Annotated in this window: 15 protein-coding genes; 5 read left to right on the forward strand and 10 right to left on the reverse strand. The window is 32.5% G+C overall.

Annotated features, from left to right (window positions below; genetic code table 11):
• Position 1: 1 nt before the first annotated feature.
• Together TMEL_RS02580 and TMEL_RS02585 are read right to left on the reverse strand one after the other, a co-directional pair.
• Complete coding sequence (locus TMEL_RS02580; RefSeq protein ID WP_012056722.1) at positions 2 to 1,561, reverse strand: [Fe-Fe] hydrogenase large subunit C-terminal domain-containing protein; 1,560 nt, start codon at positions 1,559 to 1,561, stop codon at positions 2 to 4.
• A gap of 5 nt (positions 1,562 to 1,566) precedes the next feature.
• Positions 1,567 to 1,791, reverse strand: a complete 225-nt coding sequence (locus TMEL_RS02585; RefSeq protein ID WP_012056723.1) for a (2Fe-2S) ferredoxin domain-containing protein — start codon at positions 1,789 to 1,791, stop codon at positions 1,567 to 1,569.
• A gap of 119 nt (positions 1,792 to 1,910) precedes the next feature.
• On the opposite strand from TMEL_RS02585, the gene TMEL_RS02590 reads away from it, so the two are divergent.
• Positions 1,911 to 2,177: a hypothetical protein gene (locus TMEL_RS02590; RefSeq protein WP_012056724.1), complete on the forward strand. Its 267-nt coding sequence runs from the start codon at positions 1,911 to 1,913 to the stop codon at positions 2,175 to 2,177.
• Between the two features lie 210 nt (positions 2,178 to 2,387).
• Here the strand turns inward: TMEL_RS02590 and TMEL_RS02595 are convergent, their stop codons facing one another.
• From TMEL_RS02595 to rplJ, 8 genes are all read right to left on the reverse strand, one after another.
• On the reverse strand, positions 2,388 to 3,686 hold the full coding sequence (locus TMEL_RS02595; protein ID WP_012056725.1) for an HD domain-containing phosphohydrolase: 1,299 nt from the start codon (positions 3,684 to 3,686) through the stop codon (positions 2,388 to 2,390).
• The gene (locus tag TMEL_RS02600; protein WP_012056726.1) at positions 3,679 to 4,878 is read right to left on the reverse strand and encodes a sensor histidine kinase; all 1,200 of its coding nucleotides are present in this window, start codon (positions 4,876 to 4,878) and stop codon (positions 3,679 to 3,681) included. Before TMEL_RS02600 ends, TMEL_RS02595 begins: the two co-directional genes overlap by 8 nt.
• A complete protein-coding gene (locus tag TMEL_RS02605) occupies positions 4,871 to 6,244 on the reverse strand; it encodes a substrate-binding periplasmic protein (RefSeq protein ID WP_012056727.1) in 1,374 nt (457 codons plus the stop codon). The genes TMEL_RS02600 and TMEL_RS02605 overlap by 8 nt, the downstream gene beginning before the upstream one ends.
• Before the next feature lie 88 nt (positions 6,245 to 6,332).
• Positions 6,333 to 7,472: an amidohydrolase gene (locus TMEL_RS02610; protein WP_012056728.1), complete on the reverse strand. Its 1,140-nt coding sequence runs from the start codon at positions 7,470 to 7,472 to the stop codon at positions 6,333 to 6,335.
• Positions 7,473 to 7,550: 78 nt separating this feature from the next.
• Positions 7,551 to 12,500 (reverse strand): DNA-directed RNA polymerase subunit beta', encoded by a 4,950-nt coding sequence (locus TMEL_RS02615; protein WP_012056729.1) that lies wholly within the window; start codon positions 12,498 to 12,500, stop codon positions 7,551 to 7,553.
• A 19-nt stretch (positions 12,501 to 12,519) separates the two neighbouring features.
• On the reverse strand, positions 12,520 to 16,038 hold the full coding sequence (gene rpoB, locus TMEL_RS02620) for a DNA-directed RNA polymerase subunit beta (protein ID WP_012056730.1): 3,519 nt from the start codon (positions 16,036 to 16,038) through the stop codon (positions 12,520 to 12,522).
• Positions 16,039 to 16,173: 135 nt separating this feature from the next.
• On the reverse strand, positions 16,174 to 16,563 hold the full coding sequence (gene rplL / locus TMEL_RS02625; protein WP_012056731.1) for a 50S ribosomal protein L7/L12: 390 nt from the start codon (positions 16,561 to 16,563) through the stop codon (positions 16,174 to 16,176).
• A gap of 17 nt (positions 16,564 to 16,580) precedes the next feature.
• The gene (gene rplJ, locus TMEL_RS02630) at positions 16,581 to 17,123 is read right to left on the reverse strand and encodes a 50S ribosomal protein L10 (RefSeq protein ID WP_012056732.1); all 543 of its coding nucleotides are present in this window, start codon (positions 17,121 to 17,123) and stop codon (positions 16,581 to 16,583) included.
• A gap of 517 nt (positions 17,124 to 17,640) precedes the next feature.
• Here rplJ and TMEL_RS02635 point away from each other — a divergent pair.
• From TMEL_RS02635 to asnB, 4 genes are read left to right on the forward strand one after another with little or no spacing between them, the layout of a single operon-like run.
• Entirely contained in the window at positions 17,641 to 18,339 is a 699-nt protein-coding gene (locus tag TMEL_RS02635) for a WbqC family protein (protein ID WP_202964482.1), read from the forward strand.
• A 28-nt stretch (positions 18,340 to 18,367) separates the two neighbouring features.
• Positions 18,368 to 19,327, forward strand: a complete 960-nt coding sequence (locus TMEL_RS02640; protein ID WP_012056734.1) for a radical SAM/SPASM domain-containing protein — start codon at positions 18,368 to 18,370, stop codon at positions 19,325 to 19,327.
• Positions 19,324 to 20,322: a radical SAM/SPASM domain-containing protein gene (locus TMEL_RS02645; protein ID WP_012056735.1), complete on the forward strand. Its 999-nt coding sequence runs from the start codon at positions 19,324 to 19,326 to the stop codon at positions 20,320 to 20,322. Before TMEL_RS02640 ends, TMEL_RS02645 begins: the two co-directional genes overlap by 4 nt.
• Positions 20,312 to 22,204, forward strand: a complete 1,893-nt coding sequence (asnB, locus tag TMEL_RS02650) for an asparagine synthase (glutamine-hydrolyzing) (protein ID WP_155760982.1) — start codon at positions 20,312 to 20,314, stop codon at positions 22,202 to 22,204. The genes TMEL_RS02645 and asnB overlap by 11 nt, the downstream gene beginning before the upstream one ends.
• Positions 22,205 to 22,214 lie beyond the last annotated feature (10 nt).

The following is a 22,214-nucleotide window of genomic DNA, read 5'->3' on the forward strand; positions in this document are numbered from 1 at the left end:
TTTATTCCTCCATAAATTTCTTGAACTCCACAAAGTGAGATTTTGTTTCCGCAATAGATTCTCCAAGAAGACTTGCAATTTCCTGTGCAAGAAGCATTTGCTTGTTCAATACTTCTTCTATCTTTTCTATGGTTTGTTTTTTCAACATTTTCATCTTTTCTTCTTGTTCTATTTCTTTTGTTATATCAGTTAATATAAATACTTCTCCACTGTTTTCAGGTAGTAAAAACCTTTTCGTCAAAAATTTATACCTTCTCCCATTAATTTCCATCTCTTCTATCTGGTTATTATTAATGTTTTTAACAAGTTCCATAATTTTTACATTCGAAAGAGACATAAATTTCAATCTTGCTACTTTGTTTTTGTATACTATCTTTCCATTATGAGTGATAATTATTAAATTCGGCGTTTCCTCAACAAGCATATTACTCACACTTGATACCTTTTCAATTAGATATGTAATACACATTTCTTTTTCTGCTTTTTTTTCTAAAACCGCTATTGCCTTTTCTTGACATGTATCATACCCACATGCACTACAATTTAATTCCTTTGATTTGTCAGACTTTCCCATGGATATGAGAACTTTTTGAATTTCTTCTTTTGAATATTGCACTTCCTTTTTCTGTGATAAAAATTTTCTTTTCAAATCTATATCAAATTCCGTTAAATCACCTTTTGGAAGTTTTTTTATGCTTTTTAGAAGCCTCGTTTTTTTCTCTATAAGACTTATATCCTTTCTACTACAGGGACCTTCAATACACCCCCCTACACATGCAGACATTTCAATAAAATACTTTTCATCTATCACATCTAATCTAGATAAAAACTTCTTAATATTTTCAACACCCTCTATTGTAATGTGATTTTGAAAATTAGTGTTTTTTATAATTCCACCTGTTATTGGATAATACCTTCCCATATTTGGATATGGTGCATCAGGAAATGCTTCATCAAAATTTTCATCAAAAACTTCTTCAAGCTCCTCAAATGTTATCACCACATCAAAATATCCTTCAAGCTCTCTTTTTTTAGCAATACATGGACCCAAAAATACCAAAGGAAAATCATAAAGTTTCTTTAAAATCTTTGCATGTGCAACTGCAGGTGATACAACATTTGCCAAAAAGTCTATTTTTTCTGGAAAGTATTTTTCAATAAGTTCTACAACAACGGGACAAGCAGTTGAAATTACTGTTTTGTCAAATTTTTCATATTCTCTTGACACATATTCGGCACCAAGCGATGTTTCATTAACAATCGCTCCGTTTTTTTTGAGAAACGCAATTACCTTAAATGGGTTATCAAAATGCGCAAAAAACGATGGGGCAATTGAAACAACAAATCTATTTCCAAAGAGCAAAAGCAATTTATCTAAATCTTTCTTGTAATTTTTCGCGTTTTGTGGACATATTTCTATACACGTTCCACAAACTATACATTGTTCATCTATAACTATTGATTTATTTTCAGAAAACGATATGGACTTCACTGGACAATTTCTTAAACATTTGTAGCAATATTTACAATTCGCATCATTTGAAATAATATACTTTTCCATTGCTATTACCTTTCTTTCATGAATTTTTTCACAATCTCTTGAACATTTTCCGGGGATACATGCGATACCAGTTCACCATCTATTTCAATGTTTATTCCACTTTCACACTTTCCAAAGCAGAGGGAACCATAAAGCTTTAAATTTTTTATATCTAGCTCTTTTATTTTTTTTACTACATCATATGCACCTTTCAAATGGCAAGAACTTCCCATGCAAATCCTTATTCTCATAATATCACCTATCGTGAAATAAATAACGTTATATTTTTCACGATTATTTTAACGCGAAAAAATCATTTTGTCAAGTAATAAAGAGTGTGTTCAAAAAAACTATATTCCGACTTCCAAAGATGAGGGGAAAGAAGATAAGGGAAGTGTCTTCTCACGTGAAGATGGAACTGATGGTGGGCAGGAAAGAAAAAGGAGGTAATCCCATACTGGTTGGTGTAAATATGGGACCTGCATACAGTGACGAAAGGAAACTTTTGCTCGAACTGATGAAGGGTATAAAGATAAAAAACAAAGTGCATGATGGGAGATGCTCTATGAGTATTGAAGTGCTGAAAGATTTCATTGAAAGGTCAGAATTAGTCGTGGTAAAAGACGAAAAGCTTTGAGAGAGTGGTGAAGAGCATTTGGGCGAAACTGACCCTATACAACTGGACAATAGTAATTTTTTTGTTTGCGTTGTTTGCAATGGTTAAAAGGAATTTTCAAGGTAATCCAAAGGTTACCATCTCACTGAAATAGTGAATAATGCTTATTTTTGAAACACACTCAGTAATAAAAAATTGGCAATGTAAGAAATATTACTAGGAAGGAAGATATTATGGATGGAGAAATTTACCTATTTCATCGAAAAATATTTCAACTAGTCTTGGGTCAAATTTCTTTCCGGCATTTTCTTTAATATATCTCAACACTTTATCTTTTGGCCATGCTTTTCTATATATTCTATCATTACTCAATGCATCGTAAACATCTGCTATTGAAACAATTCTGGCTTCTATTGGTATATTTCCCCATTTTAACCCTTTTGGATAACCGCTGCCATCCCAATTTTCATGGTGGTAAAGGGCAATATTTGCTGCAATATTAAAAAGAGGGCTATTAACAGATTTAAGTATATTGTATCCTATCTCCGTATGCGTTTTCATTATTTCCCATTCTGAATCAGAAAGCTTTTCAGGTTTATTAAGTATTTTATCTGGTATTCCTATCTTCCCAATATCATGTAACATCGCGGCAATACTTAGCAAATTTACATATTCTTCATCTTTAAAAACATTTTTCGCGATCATCTGGGTTATATTACTTACCCTTTTTACATGCTCTCCCGTTTCAAGAGAGCGTGTTTCTGTAATTTCTGAGAGTACGTATATTATCTGATACAATGTATCAATTTTTTCTTTATATAGCATGTTATTTTCAATATCAAGTATTAATTTTTCAAGTACAAGTGAAATCAATCCTTTGTTTTTTGGAGACGTTGCAAAATCTATTATATAATTTTCGTCCTTTATATTGAAAATAACTTTATTTTTGCCTATCCACGAAATCTTTACAAAGTTTTTTACATTAAAATCACTTTTAATGATTTTTACTGGCATGTTCAAAATATTTTCTATCTTTTCTCTAAGTTGATTTACTGAATTGATATCTTCAGGATTCAACATGCTAAATCTTTCTAAAAGCTTTCTTTGCTCATACAGATTCTTTAGCTCCGCATATTCTCTAAGCCTTGCTATTATCATTGTAAAAAGTCCGTTACTTGATAATTCACTTTTTTCTCTATAATCGTTTATATCGTACTTTAAAATAACTTCTCTTGGGGGTGCATATCCAGGTTGTCCCGTTCTTATAACTATCCTCATTATGTCATTCTTTAATGTCTCACGTATATACCTTACAAGTTCAAGACCTGCTGATTCCGTTTCCATAACTATATCTACTATGGCCAGAGCAATATCAGGTTCTTTTTCCAAAATCTTTTTGGCTTGTTTTGCAGAATATGCACTGATTAGTTTTACATTTTTATTTTGAAACGCTATATCTTTGAGTATTATTTTCGTTAAAATATGGATATCTTCTTCATCATCTACAAGTAATATCTTCCAATTATTCATCTTCCACCTCTATTGGTATAATAATTTTAAAAGTTGTCCCTTCATCTTTTTTACTTTCCAAAAATATAGCACCATTTAATACTTTAGTCACAAGATGATGGACTATACTTAGTCCTAAACCACTACCAACTCCTTTTGTTGAAAAAAATGGTTCAAATATTTTTCTTTGCAATTTCTCATCAATTCCCTTTCCATTATCCTTTATTATTATCTCCAAGTTTTTAGACTTTCTGCAAGCTAAAATAGTTAATATATTATTATCAGATTTATCAAAAGCATGTACTACTGCATTACTTACTATGTTCATTATAATTTGGGAAATTGCCCCAGGATTTGAGTATATTTCAACATCATCTATATCTAGCACCGCTTTTATATTTTTCTCTTTTAACTTTGGTGAAAGTGTAGTAATTATATCCTCAACTAATTCCTTTATATTAATATATGACTTGTTATTTGAAATCTCATAAAAAGTTGTCTTTTTCAGACTTTTTATAAGTTGAGATATCTTTTGAGCATTCTTTATTATTATATTCACCAATTCTTTATTATCATCATCTAGCTTATTTTCCAGTTCTGTTGCAGCTGTATATATAATTCCAATTGGAGTATTCATATCATGCGCTATACTTACCATTAATTTACCAATTGCCGCAAGTTTTTCGGATGTAATGAGAGATTCTTGCGTTCTTTCAAGTTCTTTTAAATTTTCTTCTAACTCTTCGTTTGTTTCAAAAAGTTCTTCGTTTATATCCATAAGCTTCTTATTTGTCGCCAAATTCTTTAATAAAAGCAGGACTATGATGTAAAACATAAGAGAAATTGAACCAATATAAATAATCGTTAATAAAAGCCTTATATATGAAATTTCATACACAACATTTCCCAGAAATACACTTTCAAAAAATATAGGAATAGAATAGTCAAATGAAATAAAATTTCCATCGTTCTTTTCAAGCAGAAGGTTTCCGTTAAAGTTATATATCTTCACAGATAAAATTTCTTTATCCTCTATTATCACATTTAATATTTGTTCGATTCCTGATTCATCCAATAACCAAAGAGGATATTCTAAAGACTTTGTATATGCCGTTACCTTTTCATCTATCTGCTCTTTCCAAAAGCAAAAATAAAAAAGAATTACTAAAAATGTAGCTAAACAAATTAAAACAAGAACTATTTTTTTATTCATCTAGCATATCCTCCCGGAAAGTTAAATTGTACTTTTCGTATATTCTTTCATAAGTTCCATCTTTTCGAAATTGCTTAAAAATTTTCGAAATGCTTTCGGATAAGTACTTTCCAAAAAAACTTCTCGAAAACGATAAATAATACTTAAAATACGCTATAGGCTCTGAATACTCTACATCTATTCCAAGCTTTTTTGCGTAAAACATTCCAACACAAAAATTTGTAACAAACACGTCTATCCTTTGTTTGGAAAGTAGTTCCATACCCTTGTAATCTGAACTAACAGGCATTAATTTATATCCAGATTTAAAAACCTTTTCATTGTATGCATATCCATTAACATATCCAAGAAATATCTTTTGACGAGGCAAGTTTTTTAAAGAGAAAAAAACATCTACACCATAACTTATTGGAACGGATGTATAATACATATACTCTTTTCTTTCATCTGTAATTATTAAAGTCATTGTACCATCAAAGGCCTTTGATTTCACAAGCTCAAGACATCTCGTCCAAGGATACTCTTTAATAATTAAATTAAAACCTAATTTTTGAAATGCCAACTTTGCTATTTCATAATCTATCCCCTTCCAAACACCATTTTCTTTGTATTCGTATGGAGGCCATTGAATAATTGCAAAATATACTTCATTTCCCGGCGAAAATGCAGGAAATCTTTCAAATATTTCTTTGTACACAGAAGAAGTAAATATCTCTTTTAGAGCATTATCTACTATTGAGATTATTTTGTCATCTACTTTTTTTGAAAACGCAATATATTGCCTATATCTTTCAGTACCTAGGGGCAAAAATCTAAGGTTGTATAAATTTGCATAGTAACTTAAAATTCCTTTGTTGTAAATTACATAGTCTACTTTATCCGATAAAAGAGCATTCACTGCAGCTTCTATATCTTCATAAGTTTTTTGAACTATTTGCGGTATCATTTTTTTTACCTCTTCAGCTGTTTTAGTAGATTTAATAATACCAAATTTTTTATCTGTAAATTCTAAATTACTACTCTTAGATAAAATTCCAAGCTGCGTACTCCAAAGAGGATAATTTGTAAATTTTAAATTCTTTGATCTATCTTCGCTTTTTGCAAGACCAATAAAAATTTGGATTTCATTACTTTTAAGAGAAGAAAGGATTTGAGAAAGATTTTTTGGCACATTATCCTTAAACTTTATCTCTATATCGTACTGTTTTAAAATCTCATTGAGTTTTTTTATAAACTCACACGCTATGCCATTCAACTGCTTATTAACCCCTATATATTTTGCAACCACATTTTGAGGGTAGGTATATAATGTTAATGAAAAGCAAAAAATAGAAACAATTAATAACAACAAAATTAATTTTTTCAAAATATCACCTCATTAATATTTTAACATATTTTATTTACAAAAAAAATAGCTTCGGTTTTACACCGAAGCTATTTTCCCCTGAAAGTTGTTACTCTCTATATACAACTTTTCCTTCAATAAATACCATTTCAGCTTTGGCCCTAAAATCAAAAGGATGTGTATTCCAAACTACAATATCTGCATCCTTTCCCTTTTCTAAAGATCCTACCCTATTATCAATTTTTAGTATTTTTGCTGGATTTATAGTAAGCATTTTCAGAAGATCTTCTTCTTTTGCACCGTATCTAAGAGCGGTAGCAGCTTGTATGTTCGCATGTTCAAGATGAATAACAGGATGATCACACATCAATGCAGCGAGTATTCCATGCTCGTTTATTATTTTTATAGCTTCATAAGTCATATCAATAAGTTCAAGCTTTGTTCTAAAACCAAATAGTGGTCCTAACACCACAGGTATTTTCTTTTGTTTTAAAAAGTTTGCTATCTTATATCCCTCTGTAGCATGTTCAATAACTATGTCAAAATTAAACTCTTCTGCTATTCTAATTGCAGTTACAATATCATCCGCTCTATGTGCATGACACCTTGCGGGAATTTCTCTTTTTAGAACTTTTACACCTATTTCCAACTTAAAATCAATTGGTGTTTTTGGATCTTCTTCCCTTTTCTTCATATAATCTTTTACCCTTGTAAAATATTCCCTAATAACTGCCGCAACACCCAATCTCGTCGTAGGCATTTTCCCCTTTGAACCATATACCCTTTTCGGGTTCTCACCAAACGCCATCTTTAACCCCGCAGGTTGTCGTATAACCATTTCATCTACAATGTCTGACTTAAATTTTAGTATAAACCCCTGACCACCAATAGGATTTGCACTTCCAGGTACTACCATAGCAGTCGTAACACCGCCAGATAACGCCCTTCTTATTGCACTATCGCCTGGATAAAACGCATCGAGTGCTCTTACATGTGGGGTTAATGGCTCTGAATATTCATTTCCATCTTGATAATAAAATTCACCTACCCCTTCTTCAAAGACACCAATATGAGAATGGGCGTCAATAAATCCTGGAAAAATGTATCTTCCACTTACATCAATAACCTCAGCATCTTTCACCTCAATATTCTCACCAATTTCTTTTATTATTCCACCATCAATCAAAATATCCCCTTTAAATGGTTTGTTTGTTATTGGATAAATTGTTCCGTTTTTCAACAACACCATCTTCTCACCTCCAAAAATATTATACCATATTGTTAGCAAAACAAACAAATCCCCCTCTTCTTTTAGAGGGGGATTTGTTTATGCCATTTTTTCTTTTTGAGCAAGCCTCGGCGTCTCTTCTATTTGAATATTTGCAAACATATCCAGACCTGTTCCTGCGGGGATTAGTTGCCCAACAATTACGTTTTCCTTTAATCCCAAGAGATGATCTACTGATCCCTCTATTGCTGCTTCCGTTAACACTTGTGGTGTTTGTTGGAAACTTGCCGCACTTAACCAACCAACTCTTTCAAGCGAAGCCTTTGTAATCCTAAGCAATCTTCTTCTGTATTTTATAGGCTCTTTTGGAAGAATCTGGTAAGTAACTATCTCTCCATCACCATTTTTTACAATAATTTCTTTGATACCAGATTTTATAGCCTTTTCCAATATTTCTTCCGTAACTTCAACACCTTCAGGGGCTATTTCCACAATTTCTCCATTTTCGTCTTCCGCTATTAGATGTTGATGTAATATTTTTCCAATCACGCGTTTCCTATTTGTTTCAACGTGTACATTTTCTTCTAAAATCTGTTTGTTAATTCTTTTAACCATTTGAAGCCTTAAAAGATCTCCTGGTAAGTAATCTGTATCTCCTGGATCGATTACTTCTACTTTGTCAAGCATTTGTTTTATTATAATCTCAAAATGTTTATCGTGAATATCAACACCCTGTTCCACATAGACCTTTTTGATTTCCTTCAATAGATACAACGCCGTTGTATCCACATCTAGTGTTTCAAGTATCTTTCTAGGTCTAATTGCACCAGTTGATAGCGATTGACCAGGAAGTATTTTTTGCCCTTTATTTACTGAAACCTTCACTTTTGTTGGTATATCATATTCGTGGATGTCTCCTGCTTCATCTTCTATGTACACCTTTTTCTTTCCTGTTTCATCTTCTACTATATCTTTTACATATCCTTTCACCCTTGAAAATATACCTTCAGGTTCTTTTAATTTCTTCCTTGCCTCAAATAGTTCTTCCGCTCTTGGAAGCCCTTGTGTGATATCTGCAGTTGTTGCAATACCACCTGTATGGAATGTTCTCATAGTAAGTTGAGTACCTGGTTCACCTATTGATTGTGCCGCAACAACACCAACAGCTTCTCCTACACCTATAATTTTATGGTTGGAAAGATCCATTCCGTAACACTTTGAACAAACGCCATGTTCAGCTTCACACGTGAGCACGGATCTTACAATAATTTCTGGTCTTACCTGTACGGATTCAACGTTATGTCCTTCTAAAATTTTTGCAGTAGTTGGCATTATCAATTCCTCATCTACTACTAGTTGTTTTATATCTTTTTGACTTACCACTGTTTCCACAGAAACTTTTCCTACAATTGGATATTCTTTCACTGTTAATTTTTCAAGCCCTGAATTTTTAGCCTTTCTAATTATATCCCAATTCACTTCTGTTCCTTCATCGTAATGTACACCATCGTAAATAAAGTCTGTAATTAACTCACAATAATTTTCCGGAAGTTCAGGATTTGTAAGATTAATTTCAAGCTCTCTTGAAACTGGTATTCTAACGGAATAATTCCCCAAGAATTTTGCATCATCATCATCGATCATTGTATCTCTGGTGTATTCTTTACCATTTTCTGGATTTACTAATACACTATTTGTTTTTGGATCGTATACATCTTTTGCAAGGACCCTACCAAATAAGAAATCTTCTAACTTTTCAACTGTTAATCCATCACTACTCTTTAACACGGTTGCCCTTACTCCGTTTTCAGTACCACAGTCAGTTGTAGTTATTACAACAGATTGAGCCACATCTACAAGTCTTCTTGTCAAATAACCAGCAGAACTTGTTCTAAGAGCTGTATCTGCAGAACCTTTTCTTGCACCGTGTGTACTAATGAAGAATTCCAAAACAGAAAGCCCTTCTCTAAAGTTTGAAATAATTGGAATCTCGATTGTTCTTCCAGAAGGATCAGCCATTAGACCACGCATACCAGCAAGTTGTTTAAGTTGGTCTTTGTTACCCCTCGCCCCAGAATCTACCATTATATACACTGGGTTAAATGGATCTTTTCCTATGTATTCAAATGTAGCATCTTGCACCTTTTCAGTTGCATCTGCCCAAATCTTTATTGTTTCTCTGTATCTTTCTTCATCGGAAAGAAATCCTAATGCAAATAATTCTTCTACTTCTGATATCTTCTTCTTTGCTTCATCTATTATTCTTCGCCTTTCTGGGGAAATGTAAAAATCGGTTATACTTACCGTAAGCCCTGATATCGTAGCATAGTGGAACCCTAAATCTTTTATATCATCCAATAGATCAGCGGTTCTATCAACACCGTATTTCTTAAACGTCTTATATACTAAGTCTTTTATTGCGCCTTTGCCATAAGTTTTGTTATAATCTCTAAATTCTCTTGGAACGATATTTGCAAATACTAATCTTCCATATGTGGTTTTTATAACTCTGTCATCAACTTTTACCAATATTGGATCGTGAAGCCTTATATGACCAAATTCATATGCAAGTTCTGCTTCATCAATGGAAGAAAATTTCCATTTTATGTTTTCTTTTTGAACCTTATCATAATCTTTTCCAACCATTGTAAGATAATAGACACCTGCAACAATATCTTTACCAGGCATAGATATTGGTTTTCCATGTGCAGGTGAAATTATGTTGTATCTTGAAAGCATCAAGAATTTTGCCTCAGCCTGTGCTGCAGCAGACAATGGCACATGAACAGCCATTTGGTCCCCATCAAAGTCTGCGTTAAATGGTGGACACACAAGTGGATGAAGTTGTATTGCATTACCTTCAATTAACTTTGGTTCAAATGCCTGAAGTGACATCCTATGCAATGTAGGTGCCCTATTTAGAAGGACCGGGTGACCCTTTATTATTTCTTCAAGTACTTCATATGCTTGAGGCATTTCCTTTTCAATAATTGCCTTTTTCATCTTCCTAGCAGTTTTACTTGTTTCATCATCTTTATTTAAGAGTTCCGCCAATACAAATGGCTTGAATAATTCCATAGCCATTTTCTTTGGAAGCCCACATTCATGAATCTTTAGATGAGGCCCAACGACTATTACAGCACGTCCAGAATAGTCCACACGCTTACCAAGTAGATTTCTTCTAAACCTTCCTTTTTTACCTTTAAGCAGGTCTGTTAGTGATTTTAATGCCCTTCCATTTCTATCCGTTACAGCTTTTCCCATTCTTCCATTGTATATTAGACTATCTACTGCTTCTTGTAGCATCCTTTTTTCGTTTTTTATAATTATCTCCGGAGAATTCATTTCATAAAGTTTTTTCAATCTGTTGTTTCTGTTTATAACCCTTCTGTACAAATCATTCAAATCTGTAGTGGCAAACCTTCCACCTTCGACCTGTATCATCGGTCTAATGTCAGGTGGAACAACTGGAATAGCTTCAAGTATCATCCATTCAGGTTTCGTTTCGCTCTTTAACAAATCTTTTACAATTTTTAATCTTCTAAGAAGTTTTTTTGCCCTTCCACTGCTTTTAGAGACCTTTTTTAATTCTGATTCGATTTCTGCTTTCAACTTTTCAAGATCTAATTTTTGTAAAAGCTTCTTTATAGCAGAGGCTCCAGAATCCGCCTCAATTTTATCATTATACAGCGTTCTATACGCACTATATTGGTGATCAGTTATTATATCACCTATCTTTAGCCCTGTCTCAACAGAAACTTCATCATCAATTTCTGTGATTACCACTATGGGTCTATCATTTTCAACTTCCGATTCTGCTGTAAACATTGCAGGATAATGTTGCTCGAAAATTTTGTACTCATCAAGTGTTAAATACTCATCTTCAAATAAAAATCTATCTGCTATTGTTTGACCTTCTGAAATTTCATCACCATCTTTTACGTAAACAAATGCCCCTTCAAATAATGGATAATGCTTTTCCTCCACAACATTTTCTACATACACACTTCCACTTGTTAATACCTCGTACTTTCCATCTTCTAGAGGTCTTACATTAAGTTCCTTTCCAAAGCTTATATTCCCACTAACAGATGCTATTACAGCTGGTAAAACTGTTCCATTTGTTAATTGATCACCTTTTTTTACCTTGCTATTATTAGGAACTACAGGTTTAACACCATATGGCAACGAGAAGGTAACTGGCATATCTTTACTTGTTGTTAAAGGCTTTATTGTAATGGTATTCGATATTTCATCTATCTCAACTGTTCCATCAAAAGGAGCATAAATTGGGTCAATTTGCATTTCCGAAACAATCTCATCACCTTGGTTCACATAATCCCCATTTTTTACATTCAAAACCATTCCATTGTATACCCTATGCTCTGCTCTTGAGATCTTTCTAACATCTACCCAAGTAATTTCTCTGTCAGTATGTGTCTTTTCGTGTCTTATTTTTACTTCACCAGATATACTACTTATTACAGGAGCTACAGGTGATTTAATAATAACTCCAGGCATAACTTCAAAATCCAATTTTTGATTGTATATTTCATATTCTGTTTGATAAAGTAACGAACCCTTTATGAAATCTGTATCTTTGGGATTAGTTACTATCAATATCTTCTCTATTATTCTTTTACCACCGTAATATATTACATTCTCCAACTCTTTTGCCTGAATACCAAGAAGTGATGAAAGTATACTTGGACTACTTTTTAAATACCAAACATGGACCACAGGAGCAAATAAGTCAATATGCCCCATTCGTTTTCTTCTTGCTTCTTTTGATTCTACTCTAACTCCACATCTTTCACATACTGTACCTTCATACTTCTTTCCTTTATACTTTCCACAAGCACATTCGTAGTCTTTCGTAGGACCAAATATCTTTTCACAAAATAGCCCATCCTTTTCTGGTTTAAAGGTTCTATAGTTTATGGTTTCGGGTTTTTTGACCTCACCACTTGACCAGCTTCTTATTACTTCTGGCGAGGCAACTTTAACCGTAACTTTAGAAATTTTTCTCTTAAAAGTTGAACCCATCATTTTCCCTCCTTATGGGGCATTATAACTTTTCAATGTCAATTTCGTTACCTTCATCGTCGTATACTCTGACATCTAGTGCAATTCCTCTTAGTTCTCTTACAAGAACCTTGAAACTTTCGGGAAGACCTGGTTCTGGAATATTCTTACCCTTCATTATCGCCTTGTAAACTTCATTCCTTCCCCTAATATCATCACTCTTTACTGTAAGCATTTCATTTAGTGTGTGTGCAGCTCCATATGCTTCAAGTGCCCAAACTTCCATTTCACCAAATCTTTGACCTCCAAACTGTGCTTTTCCACCCAATGGCTGTTGGTGAATGAGAGAATATGGCCCTGTTGACCTTGCGTGTATTTTGTCTCTTGCTATGTGTATGAGTTTCATTACATACATATATCCAACCAATATTGGATGATCAAATTCTTTACCAGTTCTACCATCTCTTAATATAACTTTACCACTTGGATTTTCTTCAAAATCTCCCATCTCAAGTCCAAATTTTTTTCTCGCCTTATAAAGTTCAGGTAAAATATCTCCTTCTTTTGCACCATCAAACACAGGAGTTGCAAACCATCTGTTTGTAAGCATAGCAAGCCATCCAAGGCTTGTTTCCAATATCTGTCCCACATTCATACGCGATGGAACTCCAAGAGGACTCAATACAACCTGTATAGGCGTCCCATCTGGTAAAAACGGCATATCCTCTTTTGGTAATATTTTAGAAACAACACCTTTATTTCCGTGTCTTCCAGCTAATTTATCTCCAACTTCAAGTGGTTTTCTAATGGCAACATATACCCTTATCAGTTTATTTACACCTGGTCCTAAATCACCGTCTTTTTCTTTGTCAAATACGTGTACTGCAATTACCCTTCCTTCAATACCATGAGGCACCCTTAAAGAAGTATCTTTTACCTCTTTACCTTTTTCACCGAATACGGATCTTATAATCTTTTCTTCTGGTGTTGTATCACTCTCGCTTTTTGGTGTTACTTTACCAACAAGGATATCCGTCTCTTGAACATAAGCACCTATTCTTATTATCCCATCTTCATCTAAATTTCTAAGTTTTTCTTTACTTACGTTTGGAATATCTGGAGTAATTTCTTCAGGCCCCAACCTTGTATCTCTTGCCGTTGTTTCATAAACTTCTATATGAATAGATGTATATGTTTCTTTTTCAAGAAGTTCTTCACTTATTAATATAGCATCTTCAAAATTGTATCCTTCCCATGGTACAAACGCAACTAAAACGTTTTTACCCAATGCAAGTTCACCCATATCTGTTGCAGGACCATCTGCTATTGGTTCATCCTTTTTCACTATTTCCCCAACATTAACAATTGGTCTTTGGTTTATACAAGTATCTTGGTTTGTTCTCGTAAATTTCAAAAGCTCATAAATGTCTAACATTGGATTTCCCATTGAATCATACATTTCTTTTCCGTTTTCATCTATTCTATGAATTACTATTTTTTGAGCATCGACTTTTTTTACAATACCATCGTGCTTTGCAAGAATTAACGTACCTGAATATTTTGCTGCTTCCCATTCCATTCCAGTTCCAACTCTCGGAGCTTCCGTTTCAATTAATGGAACTCCTTGTCTTTGCATGTTAGAACCCATTAATGCCCTGTTTGCATCATCGTGTTCCAAGAATGGGATCAAAGATGTAGATACACTAACAATTTGGTTTGGGGCAACATCTATAAATTGAACGTTATTTTTGTTAACATACAAAACCTTTTCTTCATACCTTACAGTAACATTTTCCGGAATTATATTTCCTTTTTCATCTATTGGAATTGTAGATGGAGCAATTTTGTAATTTTCTTCCTCATCTGCGGTTAAATACACAATTTCATTTGTCACCTTACCCTTTACTACTTTAACGTAAGGTGTAATTAAAAATCCAAATTTATCTATTGATGAATAAACTGAAAGAGAAGTAATAAGCCCGATGTTGGCACCTTCTGGTGTTTCAATTGGACACATCCTTCCATAATGCGAGTGGTGTACGTCACGCACTTCGAATCTTGCACGTTCTCTTTTCAAACCTCCAGGCCCAACTGCCGTTAACCTTCTTTTGTGTGTCAATTCTGCAAGTGGATTTGTTTGATCCATAAACTGAGACAATGGATTGGTTGCAAAGAAAGAATTAATAGTTGCAATTATTGATTTAACATTAATTAAACTTTGGACAGATATTTTATCTAAAGAAGTATATGTTGCAAGTTTTTCTTGAATCATAAATACTGCTTTTGAAAATGCCCTTTCAAACTCTATTCTAATTAATTCACCAACTGTTCTAACCCTTTTATTACCAAGATGGTCCTTGGTATCCATCGTACCTGGGTGTTTATCTATCTCAATTAAATTTCTTGATGCAAGCACTATGTCCATTGGCGTTAATACATTTGAAGTTTCGTCGTACTTTACTTCTTCAACTCCTTGAGGATCCTTTCCCTCAACTTCTATCAAATACTTTCTATACGCTTCTTCAAGTCTATTGTTCATTTTAAATCTTCCTACTTCTGAAAGTTCAAATCTTTCTTCGTTAAAATAAAGATTCCTAAGAAAGATTTTAGCGGCATTAATTCTTGGAAGCTCACCAGGTCTTAATTTTCTAAATATTTCTATATATGCCCTGTTTTCTTCTATATTTTCCCCGTATACGTGATTGAGTTTTTCTAATGTGTTCACAGCATATCTATGTGCCACTTTAATCTTTTGTATATCGCTGTTTTCAAGTTTTTCTATAAGCCCTTGGGTAATCACGTCACCTCTTTTTGCAATAAGCCCTCCATTTTTTGTCTTTACATCTTCAAGGATAATAAGCCCCTCGGAATGTTGTAATGTATATTCGTCTTCAACATCTATCCAATATGGGAATAATGATAACAATTCCAAATCTTCACTGTAACCTAACGCCTTTAAAAGCAAAAAGAGATTTATTCTTCTTTTTCTATCAATTCTTGCATAGAATACTTCATCATTTAGATTGAGAAGGATCTCAAGCCATGCACCTCTTACTGGTAAAAAATGTGCAACATATATGGGTTTTGTCCCACTTGTTTTTTTTGCTTCTTCAACAAAGTAAATCCCAGGACTTCTAACAAGTTGGTTAACTACAACCCTTTCCGCTCCGTTGATTATGAAGGTGGTTCTTGGAGTCATATAAGGAATATAGCCCAAAAAGGCTTCTTCTTCTATCATCTCGTTGGTACTGTTATCTGTAATACGCACGGTTGTGTATACAGGAACCGTATAAGTAAGTAATCTTTCCTTACATTCTTGGACAGTATTTTGAGGTTCGCCAATTCTTACAGAAACAAACTCCAGGGAAAAACCTTTTTCCTTTCTTAAGTCAGATTTTGAGGATGTTATTGGAGAGAATTTTTTAAGAACCTTTAGTATCCCATTCTCGAGGAAATCTTGGTAAGATTTTGTTTGGATTTCCACAAGATTGGGAACTGGGATAGGTGTTTGGACCCTTTCAAAAGAATATCGGGTCCTTTTTCCTCTTTTAATTTCTTTCATCCTATCACCTCAGTTAGAAAAATTTAGGGGGGTAAAATTATACCAATTATATATTAAAACACAAAAAAACCCCATACACAACACTGTGTACGGGGTTGATACAAAATCTTTTCTTTTTAGAAACTTATGTTACTATTATTTAAGTTCTACTTCTGCTCCTGCTTCTTCAAGTTTCTTCTTAATTTCTTCTGCTTCGTCTTTGTTTACTCCTTGTTTAATTACAGCATCAGGTGTTCCTGCTTTTTCAACTAAATCTTTTGCTTCTTTAAGACCAAGACCTGTAATTTCTCTTACTACTTTAATGACATTTATCTTTTTTGCACCAAAACTCTTGAGAACAACATCAAATTCCGTTTTTTCTTCAGCAGCTGCTCCTCCACCTGCTGCAGCTCCTGCAACTGGCATTGCCATAACTGGCGCAGATGCACTTACTCCGAATTTGTCTTCCAACATCTTTACGAGTTCTGCAAGTTCTGCTACTGTTAATTGTTCAATTTCATTTACAATTTGTTCTAATTTTTCCATGATAAACACCTCCTAAATTATTCTGATTTTTTATCTTTAATTGCATTAAGAGCATAAAGAAGACTCTTAAGAGTACCGGATAGTACATTAACAAATCCTCTAATAGGTCCTTGCACTCCACTAACAACCATAGCAAGAAGCTGCTCTTTGGATGGTAGTTTGGATAGATTTTCAACTTCCTCTGCATCAAAGAATCTACCATCTAAGTACAGACCTTTAAAAGAAGGCAATCCCTTTGTTTCCTTCGAGAAATCATAAATAATTTTAATTGCTTCAATCGGATCTCCTTCTTCAACATATAAAATTGCAAGAGGGCCAGAAAAAACTTCTTCAATTTCATCAACAGAATATCCCGCTTTTTTCAAAGCAAGATATGCAACACTGTTTTTTATAACTCTATACCTTGCTCCATTGGCTAACTTTTCTCTTAGTTTTCTTCTTAATTTTGTAATTTGTTCTACGTTAAGGCCTTTGTAATCCGAAAAAAGAATCAATGATGATTTTTCAAAAATAGCACTTAATTCCTCAACAAGTAGCTCTTTTTGTTTTCTTGTCAGCAATTTCTTCACCTCCTACAAAAAAATAAACCTCGGAATACCGAGGCGCAAAAAAGGAAAGCAACCACTTTCCTTTCTGCCTCGGGCAGGCGGCTTTCTGCCTTTATTTAACCTGCCGTCTTCAGCACTGGTTAGATTTTAACATATTTTCCTTTCTTTGCAAGTGGATTTTGTGTTAATACTTTGTAAATAAATTTAAAAAAATTTCTTTGACGAAATTATTTTCGAAAAAAGTAATTAACAAAAAAATTTTTTAAAACATCAACTTTACTTTTAAAAATTTTAGGACGTTTTTGCGCTTTTTCGTTTATTTTGAAAGTTTATCTACTGGTTATAAAAATGAAAAATAGGAATACAATAACAAAATATAAAAATATAAAGCAGAAGAGCGGTTAATATTCGTATGGAAAATCAAAAGTTAAAAAATGTTTAAATATAATTTTTACCAAAAAATATATAAGTTGAATCTTTTAGTTACTTCTTTATTTGACTTATAATAAAAATAAAGAAAAATAAAAGGATGGCGATAAGAATTATGAAAGTAGCTATACTTCAACCAAATTACTTGCCTTGGAAGGGCGTTTTTGACATGATTAATAAAGTAGATTTTTTTGTTTTTTTGGATGATGTACAATATACAAAACATGATTGGAGAAATAGAAATAAGATAAAAACTCCAAATGGTTTAAGATGGATTACGGTACCCGTAAAATCAAATAGTATAAAACAAAAAATAAATGAAGTAGAAGTCTCTCAAAGAGTTAATTGGCAAAAAAAACATTATAATTCATTTATAGCAAATTATTCAAAAGCAAAATATTTTAAAGATTTTGAGTTTTTGTTGGAAGATTTTTATATAACAAATAAATGGAAAAAACTGTCTGATCTTGATATTTATACAACAATAAAAATTTCAGAAATTCTTAGAATAAATACGAATTTTTTGAAAAGTTCAGAGTTTAAGATTAAAGAAAAAGATAAAAACCGTAGATTAATAGAAATAATAAAGTTATTAAAAGGAAAAATTTATATAACAGGCCCATCGGCTAAAAATTATTTGAATATTGAACTTTTTGAAAAAAATGGTATAGAAGTACGTTTCATGGAATATAAATATCCTGAGTATCAACAGTTATATGAAGGTTTTATACACGAGGTTACTGTTTTAGATGTATTATTTAATTGTGGGGATAGATCACCATTTTATATATTTACATAGATAAATTCATTTTTTGAGGAGGAGTGTTATGAAAAAAAGGTTTGATGTTTACTATGATGAGGAAAAATTAAAAAAAATATTACTCCAAAGAATACAGGATGAGAACAAAAATCTTTTTCCGTCGGTAGTGTTAATTGATAGTATTTCATATTGCAACTTAAAATGTGCAATGTGCCCACATAAAGATATGACACGTAAGCCAGGGATAATGTCGTGGAAGCTGTACAAAAAGATAGTTGATGAGATAGCAATTGAAAAACCCGAAGCACGTGTGTGGATTACCTTTTTCGGTGAAGGGTTAATGTTAAATGATCTGGACAAAAGAATAAAATATGCAAAAGAAAAGGGGTTAAAAGATGTTGTATTAAATTCGAACGGGAACTTGTTGAACAAAAAATGGGCTGAGCGTTTGATAAAAGCGGGATTGGATGTTTTATATATTGGCATTGACGCTTTTGAAGAAGATACATACAAAAAGATAAGGGTGAAAGGTAATTTAACTAAAGTAATAGAAGGTGTTTTAATATACAAAAAACTTCTGGATGAAATTGGAGAAAAAACTCAAAAACTAGTTGTTCAATTTGTTGAGATGCCTGAAAATGAAAATGAACTGGAAAAATTTGTTGATTTTTGGAAAAAACAAGGGGTGTATGTAAAGATAAGGCCAAAAGTAAGTTGGGCAGGAAAAGTTAAGGCAGAAAATTTAAAAGATTTTAAATTTAGATTACCATGCAATTGGGCGATGAATTCTATAAATATATCTGATCAGGGAAAGATATGCATGTGTGCGGTAGATTTAAACTGTGAAGTAATATTCGGTGATGTAAACAAACAGAGTATTAAAGAAATTTGGAATACAACTTTGAAAGAATTCCGATTAAATCATTTGGAAGGCAAATGGGATAAACTACCAAAACTTTGTAGAAACTGTAAAGATTGGCAATCAAGTTATGCTTCTTATATTGAACCAGGAGGTGAAAATACATGAAAAAGTACTATAAAATATATACAGATTTTTTAGTCCACGTACCAAAAGAATATAAAATGAAAGAAGAAGCAAAGGAATTTCCATTGATGATAGTCTTAAGTGTTTCTTATGTTTGTAATGCAAAATGTCCAGCCTGTCCTTATACAATTTCAACAATCAGAGAAAAGTATAAAAACGCACAATTTGTTAGTGAAAAATTGTTTAAAAAAATAGCAGATGAATGTGGAAAATATGGAGCTTTTATAAGGTTAACAGGTGGCGGTGAACCAATGTTACATCCCAACATAGTCGAATTGATCGAGTATGCAAAGAGCGTCGGTGCAAAAATAGGATTAATTACAAATGGCTCTATGTTTAACGAAGAAAACACGAAAAGGTTGTTAAAAGCAAATGTAGATATGGTAGAATTTAGCGTAGACGCCGCTAAAAAAGAAGATTATGAAAAAATTAGAATCGGTTTGAATTGGGAAAAATTAGTAGAAAATATCGAAAGAATGGTTTCATTAAGAAATGAAATGAACAGCACAACTAAAATCATTGTTAGTGCAATTGTTCAGCAGGGAATCAATCCAGATGAAATCTTGGATTTTTGGAAGAAGAGGGTTGATCACGTTCAATTGAGAAAATATTTGACTTGGGGAATGGGAGATCCTTCAAAATCAGCCGATCCGACCCCTTATTTACCTTCCACAGCCCCTTGTCCTTGGCCTTTTGAGAGAATGAATGTGGATACTTTTGGAAATGTTGCGCTCTGTGGATATGATATAGCTTTTAAAACAAATTTTGGAAATGTTATGGAAAAAAGCATAAAGGAAATATGGCATAGTGAAGCATTTGAAAAAGTTAGGCAATTACATCTATCAGGTAGAATGGATATGATACCATTATGTAGAACGTGCACTGATAGAAAATATAGAACTTGGAATTATAATTATTATAAGTTGGTAGAAATCGCAGAAAAGAATAGAAAAAATAATTTAAAAAGTGAGGGATAAAATGTGTGGTATAGTTGGATTTAGTGGGAAAGGAAATCCAAATATTTTGAAAAGTATGAACGACGCGATTTATCATAGAGGTCCTGATGAAGAAGGGTTTTATCAAGATGAATTTATGAATCTTGGCTCTAGAAGATTGAGTATAATAGACATTGAAAAAGGAAAACAACCAATACATAATGAATCAAAAGATGTTTGGGTAGTTTGGAATGGTGAAATTTATAATTTTTTGACATTAAGAAATGAACTAATTGAAAAAGGACATAGTTTTTATACAGATCATTCAGACTCAGAAGTAATAGTACATTTATACGAAGAATATAACCTTAATTTTGTAAATAAGATTAATGGAATGTTCGCAATTGCAATTTGGGATAAAAAAAATAAAAAATTAGTATTAGTAAGAGACCGAATGGGACAAAAGCCATTATTTTATACAATAATTAATGGAAATATAATTTTTGCGTCTGAAATAAAAGCAATTTTAAAACATCCTATGGTAAAAAAGGAACCAAATTTTGAAGCTCTTAACCATTATTTTACATTTAAAAATATTCCTGCACCTTTTACTGCATTTGAAAACATCTATTCCATTTTTCCAGGCGAAATGTTAATATTCGATGTAAACATTAAAAAACTGGAACACCTTAAATATTGGAATATAGATTTTTCAAAACAAAACAACGATAAATTTGAGGAAGCAATTTATAAAATAAGAAAATTATTGGAGGATTCAGTAAAAAATAGAATGGTAAGTGATGTCCCAATAGGAGCTTATTTAAGTGGTGGATTGGATTCTAGTTCTGTTGTAGCTTTCATGATAAGGAATTCTAACAAAAGAGTAAAAACATTTTCTTTGGGATATACAACTTTTTTGGAGCATAAAGCTCATGACATTATTTCTGCAAGAAAAGTTGCTAAAATTTTTGGCACAGAACATTATGAATATTTTATGTCTCCTGATGAATTAATAGAAGATATTTCAAAAGTTTTGAGGAGTTTTGACTCCCCATTTTCTGGAGCAATTTCTACATTTTTCCTGACAAAATTGATTTCTAAACATGTTAAAGTTGCTTTATCTGGGGATGGAGCAGATGAATTATTTGGAAGTTATTTAGCACCAAGACTAGCACAACCGTTAAGCTACCTTGAAAATATTTATGAAAAACTGAAAAAAGGCTACAAATTATCCGATAAAGATTTAAATAATTTAAGACCATTTGAAAATAATATTGAATTTCTGGAAAAACTTTATCTTTATTCAAAAGGAAGTCTTGAAAAGTGGAAATATAAAATTTTATTGTTTAAAGACGAGGAAAAGAGGTTGTTGTTGAATCCTAAAATTTTTAAATTTAATAAATTTAATTCTTACGAACTATTAAGTAAGGATGTTTCCAATCTAAAAGCTTTAGACCCATTAAATAAAGTATTAGAATTAGAATGGAAAACTTTGCTTCCTGACCAAGTTTTAGCTTTTGTTGACTTTCTATCTATGGCTCATTCCGTTGAAGTGAGATCACCTTTTCTTGATTATAGATTAGTTGAATATGTTGCTTCTTTGCCAGGAAGTTGGAAAATAAAAAAAGGGATTATTAAGTATATTTTAAAAGAAGCACTTAAAGGAATATTACCAAAAGAAATAATAAACAGAAAAAAAGAAGGGTTTGTTTTGCCAGTTTTTTGGTGGATAAAAAGAGAGTTAAAGCCCTTTGTAATGTGTCATTTAAATAAATCTTCGTTAAAGAAAAGTGTTTTTAATTTCGAATATATAAATAAGCTGTTGTCAGAATATTATAACAATAAAAACAATGATTTTCAATTAGCGGCTAAAATCTGGAACGTTGTATCTTTTAAAATTTGGTGGGATTTATATTTTGGATAGGAGGGAATAT

The sequence above is a fragment of the Thermosipho melanesiensis BI429 genome (assembly GCF_000016905.1).
Classification (GTDB): domain Bacteria; phylum Thermotogota; class Thermotogae; order Thermotogales; family Fervidobacteriaceae; genus Thermosipho; species Thermosipho melanesiensis.